Here is a 14407-nt window from a genome sequence, read left to right as displayed (position 1 = left end):
ATCGGTGGAGCTGCATGACAAAGTCATCGGGCATTATCTGAACATAAAACACTATCAATAAGTTGGAGTCATTACCCAGCTTTTTTTATAAGATAATTCCACTTCTCCACCTTATTACCTAAAAATTTAATTGAGCTTAATCCTAAAATAATATGTTCAACGTTCTCCTGTTTCTGATGTTTTAAGATTTACCGGATATTGTGTTTTCGATATTATATTTTAACTCTTTGAATTTAATTGTTTTTATTATTTATTGTTAATCGTTTTCTCTCTCGCTATCTAATTATCCTAAATTCCCCTGTGGCGTAATTTGAACACTTTGGCTTGTGTATACTCGATCTCGCCCGAAATTCTTTTGGGTAAATCTCCATTCATGCAATGAAGGGAATTTGTGATGAAAAAAGTTGTGTATGGCCTTTGGGCTATATCTGCGCTTGCGGCGACGTCTGTCTATGCCGCCCCCGTTCAGGTGGGTGAGGCTGCAGGGTCGGCTGCCGCGTCGGTTTCGGCGGGAAGTTCCTCCGCGACCAGCGTGAGCACCGTAAGTTCCGCGGTGGGGGTTGCCCTGGCGGCAACCGGTGGCGGCGATGGTTCTAATACCGGAACCACCACCACGACAACCACCAGTACCCAGTAATACCGGTACGTTTAATTCTAACCACACTTCGGTGTGGTTATTTTGCCTCTCTGGAGAAACGTCGTGAAGCGACCCGCGCTCATAATGGTTTGTCTGTTACTACAGGCGTGCTCAGCCACCACCGAAGGTTTGGGGCATTCGCTGTGGGATAGCGTATTTGGGACTCCCGGCGTAAAGATGACGGATGATGAAATCCAAAATATGCCTTACGCCAGCCAGTATATGCAGCTCAACGGCGGTCCCCAGCTGTTTGTGGTACTCGCGTTTGCGGAAAACGGACAGCAGAAATGGGTGACTCAGGATCGGGCCATTCTCGTGACGCAACATGGGCGACTGGTGAAAACACAGCTCGACGGAGACAACCTCATCGAGGTGAATAATCTGGCTGCCGACCCGCTCAGTAAGCCCAATCAGATAGTCGATGGCGCAACGTGGTCCCGTACGATGGGCTGGACCGAGCATCAGAAGGTACGCTATGCCACCGCCCGCTCGGTTTTCACATGGGATGGCGCTGACACCATCAAGGTCGGCAGAGATGAAACGCCGGTACGCATCCTCGATGAAGACGTCACCACCGATCAAACGCGCTGGCATAACCGCTACTGGGTAGACAGTGACGGCATGATTCGCCAGTCAGAACAGTATCTTGGCGCAGGTTTCTTCCCGGTGAAAACTACGCTGATTAAGGCGGCAAAATCATGATGAAACGAATGATTACCGCGCTGACCTTCAGCCTGTGTGCGGCATCTGTTTTTGCTGCGGGCAGTGTAAAAGTGATCACGACAGGCAGCACCGAAGCAAAAACGCTGACCGGCGCGGAGCATTTGGTCGATCTGGTGGGTCAACCGAAGCTGGCGAATAGCTGGTGGCCAGGCGCGGTGATTGGCGAAGAGCGGGCAACGGCTGAGGCGCAACGTCAGCAGCAGGCATTACTGGATCGTCTGGCGACGTTGAGTGCTGGAGAAAGCGGTGATGATGCCGCGGCTATCAACGCGTTACGCCAGCAAATTCAGGCGCTGAAGGTGACCGGCAGACAGACGATTAATCTCGACCCGGATGTTGTACGCGTCAGCGAGCGAGGCAACCCGCCGCTGCAGGGCAATTACACGCTGTGGGTTGGGCCGCAGCCCACGGATATCACGCTGTTGGGTTTGCTAAGCCACCCGGGTAAACAGCCGTTTATACCCGGACGTGATGTTGCCAGCTATCTCGATGGGCAGCATCGGCTCAGCGGCGCGGATCGTAGCTACGCCTGGGTTGTCTATCCCAACGGGCGCACACAAAAAGTACCGGTCGCCTACTGGAACAAACGTCACATTGAACCGATGCCCGGCAGCATCATTTTTGTCGGGCTGTCGGACTCTGTCTGGAGCAGCACCCCGGATGAAATCAATGCCGACATTCTTCGCACCCTGACCCAGCGGATACCCGAATAATGAGAAAAACTTATCTGCTCAGCCTGTTGGCGCTGGGTATCAGCGCGGCCTGTCACGGTGAAACGTATCCTGCGCCGATTGGTCCTTCCCAGTCTGATTTTGGCGGCGTGGGGCTGCTGCAAACCCCAACCGCACGCATGGCGCGTGAGGGCGAAATGAGCCTTAACTACCGCGATAACGATCAGTACCGCTACTACTCCGCGTCGGTGCAACTGTTCCCGTGGCTGGAAACGACCCTGCGCTATACCGATGTGCGCACCAAAAAATACAGCAGCGTGGAGTCGTTTTCAGGCGATCAGACATACAAGGATAAGGCGTTCGACCTGAAGCTGCGGTTGTGGGAAGAGAGCTACTGGATGCCGCAGGTGGCGGTGGGGGCACGCGATATAGGCGGAACGGGCCTGTTCGATGCGGAGTATATTGTGGCGAACAAAGCCTGGGGACCGTTTGATTTCTCGCTCGGTCTCGGCTGGGGATACCTCGGGACCAGCGGCAACGTCAGCAATCCGTTTTGCTCATACAGCGATAAATTCTGTCATCGCGATAACAGCTACAAGCAGGCGGGTTCCATTGACGGCAGCCAGATGTTCCACGGCCCGGCATCGCTGTTTGGCGGCGTAGAGTATCAGACTCCCTGGCAGCCGCTGCGCCTGAAGCTGGAGTACGAGGGAAATAATTATCAGCAGGATTTTGCGGGCAAGCTGGATCAGAAGAGCAAGTTTAACGTCGGCGCTATTTATCGCGTCACCGATTGGGCCGACGTTAACCTCAGCTATGAGCGCGGCAACACCTTTATGTTTGGGGTCACGCTGCGGACTAACTTTAACGATCTGCGACCACACTATAACGACAACGCCCGCCCGAAATATCAACCACAGCCGCAGGATGCCATCCTGCAACATTCGGTGGTGGCGAATCAGCTAACGCTGCTGAAATACAATGCAGGGCTGGCGGATCCTAAAATCCAGGTGCAGGGCGATACGCTGTATGTAACAGGCGAACAGGTGAAATACCGTGATTCGCGCGAGGGGATCGAGCGTGCCAACCGGATCGTGATGAACGATCTTCCCGACGGGATCCGCACGATCCGTATTACGGAGAATCGCCTTAACTTGCCGCAGGTGACGACCGAAACGGATGTTTCCAGCCTGAAGCGCCATCTGGAAGGCGAGCCGTTGGGCCATGAGACTCAACTGGCGCAAAAACGTGTTGAGCCCGTAGTGCCGAAAACGACCGAGCAGGGCTGGTATATCGATAAGTCGCGCTTCGATTTCCACATCGATCCGGTGCTTAACCAGTCGGTAGGCGGCCCGGAAAATTTCTATATGTATCAGTTGGGCGTGATGGGCACGGCAGATTGGTGGGTTACCGATCATCTGCTGACCACCGGGAGTTTGTTCGCCAACCTCGCCAATAACTATGACAAGTTTAACTACACCAACCCGCCGCAGGATTCGCATTTACCGCGGGTGCGTACCCATGTGCGTGAGTATGTACAGAACGACGTCTACGTGAATAACCTGCAGGCCAATTACTTCCAGTCACTCGGGAACGGGTTTTACGGACAGGTTTACGGCGGCTATCTGGAGACCATGTATGGCGGGGCGGGCGCGGAAGTATTGTACCGTCCATTGGACAGCAACTGGGCGTTTGGCATTGACGCCAACTACGTGAAACAGCGTGACTGGCGTAGCGCACAGGACATGATGAAATTCACCGACTACAGCGTGAAGACCGGGCATTTGACCGCGTACTGGAATCCTTCTTTCGCTCAGGATGTGCTGGTGAAAGCCAGCGTGGGTCAGTATCTGGCCGGGGATAAGGGCGGAACGCTGGAGGTAGCCAAACGCTTCGACAGCGGTGTCGTGGTGGGTGGTTATGCGACTATCACTAATGCCTCACCGGATGAGTACGGCGAGGGTGATTTTACTAAAGGGGTGTACGTTTCAGTGCCGCTGGATCTGTTCTCGTCAGGCCCAACCCGCAGTCGCGCGGCGATAGGCTGGACACCGTTAACGCGTGATGGCGGTCAGCAGCTTGGGCGTAAGTTTGGTCTGTACGATATGACCAGTGACAGAAGTGAGAATTTCCGGTGATGTGAATGTTGATCGCCCGGTGGCGCTACGCTTACCGGGCATCCGGCAAGAACCGTCATGCGAACAAAATATAAACAAAAAATGTAGATCTCTGTCACATTTTTGCGTTATACAGGAACCTCGCCACTGAGTAAGAGGTGCTGTTATGACGTCGCTATCTCGTCCCCGCGTGGAGTTTATCTCCACCATCTTGCAGACCGTGCTGAATCTGGGGCTGCTGAGTCTGGGCCTGATCCTGGTCGTATTCCTCGGGAAAGAAACGCTGCATCTGGCAGATGTGCTGTTCGCGCCGGAACAAACTAGCAAATATGAGCTGGTGGAAGGACTGGTGGTTTACTTTCTGTATTTTGAATTTATCGCACTGATTGTGAAGTACTTTCAGTCAGGGTTTCACTTTCCGCTGCGCTATTTTATCTATATCGGGATCACCGCGATTGTGCGGTTGATCATTGTCGCTCATAAAGCACCTATGGATGTGCTTACCTATTCCGCGGCGATCCTGCTGCTGGTGATCACCCTGTGGCTGTGCAACTCGAAGCGGTTGAAGCGAGAGTAAAAAAACAACACGCCGTTGGGGCGGCGTGTTGCATGTCAGGCTTATTGTGCAGAGACGGGCTGGGTTTTCTCTGCGGCGGGTTCCCACAGTTCTTCAAGTTCTTCCAGTGTTTTGCCTTTGGTTTCCGGCACGAACTTCCACATGAACAGCGCCGCCAGGATGCCCATACAACCGTAGATCCAGTAGGAGAAACCGTTGTGGAAATGGGAAACCAGCCACGAATTTTTGTCCATCATTGGGAAGGTCCAGGAGACGAAGTAGTTCGCCAGCCACTGGGCCGCAACTGCAATGGCGAGCGCTTTACCGCGAATCGCATTCGGGAAGATTTCTGCCAGCAACACCCAACAAACCGGTCCCCAGGACATGGCGAATGCCGCGACATAAAATAGCATCGACAGCAGCGCCACCAGGCCGGAAGCCTGCGTATAAAATGCAGTGCCGAGGCTGAACATCCCAATTGCCATGCCGAGTGCGCCAATGATCTGCAGCGGTTTGCGACCAAATTTGTCCACCGTCATGATAGCCAGCACGGTGAAGCTCAGGTTGATTACGCCGACAATAATGGTCTGCAATAACGCCACATCGGTGCTGGCCCCAAGCGTTTTGAAGACTTCCGGTGCGTAGTACAGCACGACGTTAATACCGACAAACTGCTGGAAGATGGATAACATCACGCCGATAACGATCACGCCCGCACCAAACATCAACAGACGACCACCGGTTTTGCGTCCATGCTCGAGTGACTGATTAATCTCCTGCATGGCCTGAGTGGCGAGGGTGCTGCCCATAATTTTGCGCAGAATACCTTCTGCCTGTTCATGTCTGCCGCGCGCCATCAGCCAACGTGGGCTTTCTGGTACGGTATACAGCAGCAGTAAAAACAGCAGGGCGGGGATACTTTCGGAGGCAAACATATATCGCCAGCCATCGGTATTCAGCCAGTTGGCGTCGCCTGAACGGGCAATAAAATAGTTAACGCAATACACCAGTAACTGGCCAAAAATAATCGCGAATTGGTTAAAGGAAACCAATTTCCCACGAATATGTGCCGGAGCCAGCTCAGCAATATACATAGGTGAGAGCATTGAGGCTAAACCTACGCCAATACCACCGATGATGCGATAAATAACGAATTCGGGGACGTATCCTGCTAAATAAACAGGCACAGCATTATCGGGGTTAATGGTGGTAAAACCTAATTCTGGCCATGCGGATCCGATGCCGGAAATAAAAAATAACAGCGCAGCGATTTTCAGCGAATCCCGGCGACCAAAGCGGTTACTACAATACCCGCCCAGCGCACCGCCGATGATGCAGCCAATCAACGCACTGGCGACGCAAAAACCCAACAATGAGTTGGCGGCGGATTCACTTAAGTGTTGTGGAGCGACAAATACGGTATTTAAGGATTCTACCGTTCCGGATATGACCGCAGTGTCGTAACCGAATAATAGTCCTCCTAAAGTTGCGACTAATGTAATCGAAAAAATATAACTGGAATTATATTGAGTGTTCATTCAGACCTGCCTTAGAGGGTACAGCTCTTTTGATCAGTGCTGTGATGGTGAATTTAACAGGCAGGGAAGACAATTATCATTTTTTACATTGCAATTACGTTTTGTCTTTTCTGTGATCTTAATTCCGTTTAATTAGTTTATTTCCAGACGAAAAATAGAATTGCAGTGATGGAGAGCACGAAAGGAAATAATCATAACGGTAATGCAAAATAACATAAAAAAAGGGCGCTCCGTAGAGCGCCGAATAACAGTCACAGGTTGGGATAACATAAGTTGAGGGTTGCAGTGGCATTGCCCGTTGCCGGGCGGGGTAACACAACTACTTTGATGAAACTTAACCTTTCACACCACCCGCGGTCAGGCCGTTGACCAGCCAGCGCTGCGCCAGCAGGAATACCAGCGTGATCGGAATGGCGGAAAGTACAGCTGCGGCGGCAAAGTCGCCCCACAAATAGTTCTGTGGATTGAGGTACTGCTGCATACCTACCGCGAGGGTATAGCTGTTCACATCACGCAGCAGCAGTGACGCGACCGGGACTTCGGTAATAGCGGCAATGAACGACAGAATAAATACCACCGCCAGAATCGGAACGGAAAGCGGTAGCAGCACCAGGCGGAATGCCTGCCACGGCGTTGCGCCATCCAGCGCGGCCGCTTCTTCCAGCGAACCGTCGATGGTTTCGAAATAACCCTTAATCGTCCATACATGCAGTGCAATACCGCCAAGATAGGCGAAGATCACGCCGCCGTGCGTGTTCAGGCCGATAAACGGAATGTACTGGCCCAGGCGGTCAAACAACGCGTACAGGGCGACCAGAGACAGTACTGCCGGGAACATCTGGAAAATCAGCATCCCTTTCAGCAGGGTTGCTTTACCCGGGAAACGCATACGGGCAAAGGCGTAAGCACAGGTGGTGGAAAGCGTCACGATACCAATCGCGGTAATGGTGGCCACCTTCACTGAGTTCCACAGCCACAGCAGTACCGGGAACGGCGGCGGCGTCACACGGCCATCTGCGTGCTCAACGCTAAAGCCCAGCGCCAGTTTCCAGTGTTCCCAGGAGATGTTTTCCGGGATCAGGCTACCGGTGGCGAAGTTACCTTCGCGCAGCGAAATAGCAATGACCATCAGCAGCGGGAACATGATCGCCGCGATGAAAATCAGTAGCAGAAGGTGCGTGGTCAATAAACGTAGCTTCTGAGATTTGGGTTGGACCATAGCCATATTCCGTGCCCTCCTTAGTCGAATTTCATTCGTGTGGCTTTCAGGTTAACAATCGCCAGCGCACCCACCAGCAGGAAGATCAGCGTGGCAATCGCCGCTGCCAGACCGAAGTCCTGTCCGCCGCCGCCTTCGAAGGCGATACGGTAGGTGTAGCTCACGAGCAGGTCGGTATAGCCGGCTGGCGTGGTGGTGCCAAGTCGGTCCGGGCCACCGTTGGTCAACAGCTGAATCAGCACGAAGTTGTTAAAGTTAAAGGCGAAGCTGGCGATCATCAGCGGTGTCAGCGGCTTAATCAGCAGCGGTAGCGTTATCTTAAAGAAGTTCTGGAACGGGCCTGCGCCATCCATCGCCGAGGCTTCATACAGATCGTCAGGAATTGCTTTCAGCAGACCCATGCACAGGATCATCATGTATGGATAACCGAGCCAGGTGTTGACGATAATAATCATCGAACGCGCGGTGGTTGGGTCGCTGAACCAGGCTGGTTTGATACCAAACAGTGCGCTCAGCATCATGTTGATTTCACCAAAGCTCTGGTTGAATAAGCCCTTGAAAATCAGAATCGAGATAAACGACGGTACGGCATACGGAAGAATCAGCAGGACACGGTAAATCGCTTTGCCTTTGAGAGACTCCCACTGTACGAGACAGGCCAGCACCATCCCCACAGCAACGGTGAGGATCACTGTCAGAACGGAGAAGACCACCGTCCAGACAAAGATGGCGAAGAATGGTTTCTGGATGCCTTCGTCGGTAAACACGCGAGTGAAGTTATCCCAGCCGATGGCAACGGTATAGCCTGGACTGAGTTTTTCGCTACCCCAGCTACCGTCAGCGTTAATCGCCTGATAATAACCAATGTCGCTGTTCGGACGGTATTTTACGCCGCTCTGGTTATTGGTGAGCGTGCCGTCGTCAGCGAGGGTATAGAGCGGTTGCGTGCCGGAAAACTGGCGCAACGAGCTCATGATCACTTTGCTTTCATCCGGCAGAATAGCGGTCAGTTGGTTCAGCGCCTGGCGATTCTGGGTGATGATGCGCAGCGTCCCACGTTCGCTTGCTGGCAGGGCATCCGTTTCTTTTAGTTGCAGTTTCTGTTCGCCGCCAAATTTGAAGGCATCGGAAACATAATTTTTGCCGGTTTCACCGTCGGTGAGCGCCAGTTGCCACTCCGTACCCGCCGGATACAGACCGAAGTTGTAGGTTTTACCAGCCTGATACGAACGATCCATCAGGACTTCCTGAGCACGTTCAAAGGTCAGCTGGTTGGTGCTGCTGTAGTTGGTAAAGGCAATTGCGATGGTGCAAACCAATGGAAACAGAACAAACAGCCCCATACCAGCGACGCCAGGATAAACATAACGCCAGGCATAGGTTTTACGGTTAGCGAAAATATACAGGCCAGCAGAGCTTAAAATCAGCGTCATGATGGCAAACAGGTACTCCCCCTGAGCGTACATCAAAACAACAAGGTAACCGACCAGCAGCCCAAGCAGACCTATCACTGACCATTTAAGCCGGTCGCTTTGCCACCAGTGTTTCTTTTTAATGACATCCATGGGGATCTTCCTCTTTACGCTTTATCCTTCGCACTACCTCTTTGTTGGCTGCGGAAGCGCACCCCAGTCACTTACTTATGTAAGTGACTGGGGATTTGCCTCCTTGCCGCCTCGATGTAGCGCGAATGATTTCGCGTAACAACGTATTCAATAAACCTGATTCCCTAAGAAATAAGGGAAACCGTATTACTTGGTGATACGACCTTGTGCATCTTTCAGCGCGGCATCGACGGTCTGACGGCCGCTGGCTGCGTTGATCACTGCGGTACGAACGGCATACCAGAATGCGGACATCTGCGGGATGTTCGGCATGATTTCGCCTTTCTGGGCGTTATCCATGGTGGCGGCGATGCGTGGATCTTTTGCTAATTGATCCTGGAAGGATTTCAGCGCCACGGCACCCAGCGGTTTGTCCTTGTTCACTTCATCCAGACCCTGGTCGGTCAGCAGGTAGTTTTCGAGGAACTCTTTCGCCAGTTCTTTGTTCGGGCTGGCGGCGTTAATACCGGCGCTCAGTACCCCAACAAACGGTTTAGACGCTTTGCCTTTGAAGGTTGGCAGCAGCGTGACGCCGTAGTTAATTTTGCTCTTGTCGATGTTCGACCACGCCCACGGACCGTTGATGGTCATCGCCGTTTCGCCCTTGTTGAAGGCCGCTTCTGCGATGGAGTAGTCGGTATCCGCGTTCATGTGTTTGTTCTTGATAAGGTCAACCAGGAAGGTCAGACCCGCTTTCGCGCCAGCGTTGTCCACGCCCACGTCTTTCACGTCATATTTGCCGTTTTCAAACTTGAACGCGTAACCGCCGTCGGCAGCAATCAGCGGCCAGGTGAAGTACGGTTCTTGCAGGTTGAACATCAGCGCAGATTTACCCTTCGCCTTCAGTGTCTTATCCAGCGCTGGGATCTCTTCCCAGGTTTTTGGTGGATTTGGCACGAGGTCTTTGTTGTAAATCAGCGACAGCGCTTCAACCGCGATTGGGTAAGCAATCAGTTTGCCGTTGTAGCGTACGGCATCCCAGGTGAACGGGTAGAGTTTGTCCTGGAACGCTTTATCCGGAGTGATTTCAGCCAGCAGGCCAGACTGCGCGTAGCCGCCAAAGCGGTCATGTGCCCAGAAGATGATGTCCGGGCCATCACCGGTCGCGGCAACCTGCGGGAATTTTTCTTCTAGTTTGTCCGGGTGCTCAATGGTGACTTTGATACCCGTGTCTTTCTCGAATTTTTTGCCCACTTCAGCGAGGCCGTTGTAGCCTTTATCGCCGTTAATCCAGATAACCAGCTTACCTTCTTCAATCTTGGCGAGAGCCGAGGCGGAGAACATCATCGTCGTCAATGCGGACAATGCGAGGATGCGTGCGCCAGTTTTGATTTTCATAGTTCCCATCCTGTTTGGTGATATTGCAGAGGTGGCTTAACGGTGACTAGTTTCTTTATACGACAACCTCTTTCCATCCTCCTTACCCCTACGCCCCACCCATTCTTTATGTGATCTGTGTTACATAAATGTGAGTAATGCGTACTGGCGCACATAAAAACCCACTGATTTTTGCAAGCGACATCACGAAATTCCTCCACGGCGTACAGCCAGGGTCTCAGACGCTGCTCTCTCATCCTCCCGCCTCCTCCCCCATAAAAAAGCTGGGGGGTGGAGGATTCACGCCGTTAAGGGATAACGCATAGTCAATCCATCAATGAATGTTGCTGTCGATGACAGGTTGTAACGAAGGGAGAAGGGCATGGCGAGCGTACAGCTGCGAAATGTAACGAAAGCCTGGGGTGACGTGGTGGTATCGAAAGATATCAATCTCGACATTCACGAAGGGGAATTCGTGGTGTTTGTCGGACCGTCAGGCTGTGGTAAGTCAACCTTGCTGCGTATGATCGCCGGACTTGAAACCATCACCAGTGGTGATTTGTTTATCGGGGAGACCCGGATGAACGACATTCCGCCCGCCGAACGTGGCGTGGGGATGGTCTTCCAGTCCTATGCGCTGTATCCCCATTTGTCCGTCGCCGAAAACATGTCGTTCGGCCTCAAGCTGGCAGGTGCCAAAAAAGAGGTGATGAACCAGCGTGTTAATCAGGTCGCAGAAGTGCTGCAACTGGCCCATCTGCTGGAGCGCAAACCCAAAGCGCTCTCTGGTGGACAACGTCAGCGTGTGGCGATTGGCCGAACGTTGGTTGCAGAGCCGCGAGTCTTTCTGTTGGACGAACCGCTGTCAAACCTCGATGCCGCACTGCGCGTCCAGATGCGCATTGAAATCTCCCGCCTGCATAAGCGTCTTGGCCGCACGATGATTTACGTCACCCACGATCAGGTCGAAGCGATGACCCTGGCCGACAAAATTGTGGTGCTGGATGCCGGCCGCGTCGCGCAGGTAGGTAAACCCCTGGAGCTGTACCACTACCCGGCTGACCGCTTTGTTGCCGGGTTTATTGGTTCGCCAAAGATGAACTTCCTGCCGGTGAAAGTGACGGCAACGGCGATCGATCAGGTTCAGGTTGAGCTGCCTAACCGCCAGCAAATATGGCTACCAGTGGAAAGCCGTGCGGTGCAGGTCGGCGCCAATATGTCTTTGGGTATCCGCCCGGAACATCTGCTGCCCAGCGATATTGCTGATGTCACCCTCGAAGGTGAAGTACAGGTAGTCGAGCAGCTTGGTCACGAAACACAAATCCATATCCAGATCCCCGCCATCCGTCAGAACCTGGTTTACCGCCAGAACGACGTGGTGTTGGTAGAAGAGGGTGCCACATTCGCTATCGGCCTGCCGCCAGAGCGTTGCCATCTGTTCCGTGAGGATGGCACTGCATGTCGTCGGTTGCATCAAGAGCCGGGCGTTTAAGGTATCCCATTAAAAAAAAGCGCAAAACCGTCAAGGTGAAGCGTTTAAAGAAAAGCAATGATCTCAGGAGATAGAACGATGATTACTCTGCGCAAACTTCCTCTGGCGGTTGCTGTGGCAGCAGGCATTATGTCTGTTCAGGCAATGGCTGTCGATTTCCATGGTTATGCTCGTTCCGGTATCGGCTGGACGGGTAGTGGCGGCGAACAACAATGTTTCCAGGCAACCGGTGCCCAAAGTAAATACCGTCTCGGTAACGAATGTGAAACCTATGCCGAAATTAAGCTGGGCCAGGAAGTGTGGAAAGAAGGCGATAAGAGCTTCTACTTCGACACTAACGTTGCCTACTCTGTTGCACAGCAGAATGACTGGGAAGCGACTGATCCTGCTTTCCGCGAAGCCAACGTGCAGGGTAAAAACCTGATTGAATGGCTGCCGGGTTCCACCATCTGGGCCGGTAAACGTTTCTATCAGCGTCATGATGTCCATATGATCGACTTCTACTACTGGGATATTTCAGGTCCTGGTGCCGGTATTGAAAACATCGATCTGGGCTTTGGTAAGCTGTCTCTGGCCGCAACCCGTTCTCAGGAAGCGGGGGGTTCTTACACCTTCAGTAGCCAGAATATCTACGACACATCCAAAGATACCGCGAACGACGTATTCGACATGCGTTTAGCGCAGATGGCCATTAACCCGGACGGCATGCTGGAACTGGGTGTTGACTACGGTCGTGCGAATAAAACTGACGGTTATAGCTACGCGGATAGCGCTTCTAAAGATGGCTGGATGTTCACTGCAGAACATACTCAGAGCATGCTGAAGGGCTATAACAAGTTTGTGGTTCAGTATGCAACTGACGCGATGACCACGCAGGGTAAAGGTGGCTCGCAGGGTACTTACGGTTCAACCTTCGATACCCAGGCAACACCAAATGATCCCGTTATCCATCATGTAAACAACAACATCAATAACAACGGTAGCCTGGTGCGCGTACTTGACCACGGAGCTATCTCTCTGGGCGACAAGTGGGACCTGATGTACGTCGGTATGTATCAGAATATCGACATGGATAACGACCTGGGTACTGAATGGTACACCGTGGGTATTCGTCCGATGTACAAATGGACGCCAATCATGAGCACCCTGATGGAAGTCGGCTACGACAACGTCAAATCTCAACAGACTGGCGATCGCAACAGCCAATACAAAATCACCCTGGCGCAACAGTGGCAGGCAGGCGACAGCATCTGGTCTCGTCCGGCAATCCGCGTCTTTGCAACCTATGCCAAATGGGATGAAGAATGGGGCTACGTGAAAAACGGAGATAAGGTCTCTAAATATGCTGCTGCAACCAACTCCGGTATCAGCACAACCAGCCGTGGCGATAGCGACGAGTGGTCCTTCGGTGCCCAGATGGAAATCTGGTGGTAATCCAGCATTAACCTGACGTAATGACCTAAAGAGGGGCGTAAGCCCCTCTTACTTACGGTTTAGCGCGCTATTGCCTGGCCACCGCTGAACCCATGCTATCTGAGGTGATAACAATGAAAATGAAGAAAAGTCTCGTTGCCCTTTGTTTATCGGCAGGGTTATTTGCCAGCGTTCCTGGAATCAGCCTGGCCGATGTGAATATCGTTCCGCAGGACACCGCAGCTGCACCGTCGATTCCGACGGCTGCGTTGCAACAACTGGCCTGGACGCCCGTCGACCAATCGAAAACCCAGTCAACCCCGTTGGCGACAGCGGGACAGCGTCTGGACATTGCCGGTATTAGCGGCCCGGTTGCCGCCTATAGCGTACCGGCCAATATTGGTGAACTGACCCTGACGCTGAGCAGTGAAGTTAACCAACAAACCAGCATATTTGCGCCAAACGTTTTAATTCTTGATCAGAACATGACGCCATCTGCGTTCTTCCCCAGCAGCTACTTTACCTACCAGGCACCGGGTGTGATGAGTGCGGATCGCCTGGAAGGGGTGATGCGTCTGACGCCAGCGCTGGGACAGCAGAAGCTTTATGTTCTGGTCTTTACTACTGATAAAGATCTCCAACAGACCACCACGCTGCTTGACCCGGCGAAAGCGTATGCCAAGGGCGTGGGCAATGCTGTTCCGGATATTCCGGACCCGATTGCCCGCCATACTACCGATGGTCTGGTGAAACTGCAGGTGAAAACTAACAGCACCTCCAGCGTGCTGGTTGGGCCGCTGTTTGGCTCCTCTGGCCCGGGTCCGGTGACGGTGGGTAATACCGCTGCACCTGCGGTGGCCTATGCAGCCCCGGCTGCCGCGGTAGCCGCACCGGCACCGCAACCGGTGAAGAAAAGCGAGCCGATGCTGAATGACACTGAGAACTATTTTAACCAGGCGATTAAGGATGCCGTGGCGAAAGGTGATGTTGATAAAGCGCTGAAGCTGCTTGATGAAGCTGAACGTCTGGGATCCAAATCTGCCCGTTCCACCTTTATCAGCAGTGTAAAAGGCAAGGGGTAACCATCTCCCCACATTGTTGATTTTGCAACAACTGGTGC

13 protein-coding genes are annotated in these 14407 nt (G+C 52.8%); 9 read left to right on the top strand and 4 right to left on the bottom strand.

Features of this window, described 5'->3' with window-relative positions; all coding sequences use genetic code 11:
• From OGY19_RS24495 to psiE, 6 genes are all read left to right on the top strand, one after another.
• The coding region (locus OGY19_RS24495) for an IS1 family transposase (protein WP_071528444.1) at positions 1-61 on the top strand (61 nt) is incomplete at its 5' end.
• Positions 62-394: 333 nt separating this feature from the next.
• Positions 395-637, top strand: a complete 243-nt coding sequence (gene yjbE / locus OGY19_RS18280; RefSeq protein ID WP_040229828.1) for an exopolysaccharide production protein YjbE — start codon at positions 395-397, stop codon at positions 635-637.
• Positions 638-700: 63 nt separating this feature from the next.
• Positions 701-1339, top strand: a complete 639-nt coding sequence (locus OGY19_RS18275) for a YjbF family lipoprotein (RefSeq protein WP_048213943.1) — start codon at positions 701-703, stop codon at positions 1337-1339.
• On the top strand, positions 1336-2073 hold the full coding sequence (locus tag OGY19_RS18270) for a capsule biosynthesis GfcC family protein (protein WP_115601154.1): 738 nt from the start codon (positions 1336-1338) through the stop codon (positions 2071-2073). The genes OGY19_RS18275 and OGY19_RS18270 overlap by 4 nt, the downstream gene beginning before the upstream one ends.
• Positions 2073-4169, top strand: coding sequence for a YjbH domain-containing protein (locus OGY19_RS18265; RefSeq protein ID WP_115601153.1), 2097 nt, complete (start codon positions 2073-2075; stop codon positions 4167-4169). The genes OGY19_RS18270 and OGY19_RS18265 overlap by 1 nt, the downstream gene beginning before the upstream one ends.
• Positions 4170-4314: 145 nt before the next feature.
• Positions 4315-4725, top strand: a complete 411-nt coding sequence (psiE, locus tag OGY19_RS18260) for a phosphate-starvation-inducible protein PsiE (protein ID WP_115601152.1) — start codon at positions 4315-4317, stop codon at positions 4723-4725.
• Between the two features lie 41 nt (positions 4726-4766).
• Here psiE and xylE read toward each other — a convergent pair whose 3' ends face one another.
• The 4 genes from xylE to malE all read right to left on the bottom strand — a co-directional run bounded on the left by xylE (position 4767) and on the right by malE (position 10403).
• On the bottom strand, positions 4767-6242 hold the full coding sequence (gene xylE / locus OGY19_RS18255; RefSeq protein WP_061067015.1) for a D-xylose transporter XylE: 1476 nt from the start codon (positions 6240-6242) through the stop codon (positions 4767-4769).
• Between the two features lie 334 nt (positions 6243-6576).
• Positions 6577-7467, bottom strand: a complete 891-nt coding sequence (gene malG / locus OGY19_RS18250) for a maltose ABC transporter permease MalG (RefSeq protein ID WP_016155340.1) — start codon at positions 7465-7467, stop codon at positions 6577-6579.
• Positions 7468-7481: 14 nt separating this feature from the next.
• Positions 7482-9026 carry a maltose ABC transporter permease MalF gene (malF, locus tag OGY19_RS18245; protein ID WP_048213938.1) on the bottom strand — a complete coding sequence of 515 codons (1545 nt, stop codon included), beginning with the start codon at positions 9024-9026 and terminating at the stop codon, positions 7482-7484.
• Positions 9027-9212: 186 nt separating this feature from the next.
• Positions 9213-10403 (bottom strand): maltose/maltodextrin ABC transporter substrate-binding protein MalE, encoded by a 1191-nt coding sequence (gene malE / locus OGY19_RS18240; protein ID WP_048213937.1) that lies wholly within the window; start codon positions 10401-10403, stop codon positions 9213-9215.
• Between the two features lie 361 nt (positions 10404-10764).
• Here malE and malK point away from each other — a divergent pair, with 361 nt between their 5' ends.
• The 3 genes from malK (at position 10765) to malM (ending at position 14369) form a co-directional block, all read left to right on the top strand.
• On the top strand, positions 10765-11874 hold the full coding sequence (gene malK / locus OGY19_RS18235; protein ID WP_005132674.1) for a maltose/maltodextrin ABC transporter ATP-binding protein MalK: 1110 nt from the start codon (positions 10765-10767) through the stop codon (positions 11872-11874).
• Positions 11875-11952: 78 nt separating this feature from the next.
• Positions 11953-13308 (top strand): maltoporin, encoded by a 1356-nt coding sequence (locus OGY19_RS18230; RefSeq protein WP_048213936.1) that lies wholly within the window; start codon positions 11953-11955, stop codon positions 13306-13308.
• 113 nt (positions 13309-13421) lie between these two features.
• Positions 13422-14369 (top strand): maltose operon protein MalM, encoded by a 948-nt coding sequence (gene malM / locus OGY19_RS18225; RefSeq protein ID WP_115601151.1) that lies wholly within the window; start codon positions 13422-13424, stop codon positions 14367-14369.
• Positions 14370-14407: the final 38 nt, after the last annotated feature.

This window comes from Citrobacter sp. Cy070, from assembly GCF_030332245.1.
Classification (GTDB): Bacteria; Pseudomonadota; Gammaproteobacteria; order Enterobacterales; family Enterobacteriaceae; genus Citrobacter; species Citrobacter youngae.
Note: the sequence above shows the minus strand (reverse complement) of the source record. Positions and strands in the feature narration are given on the sequence as shown.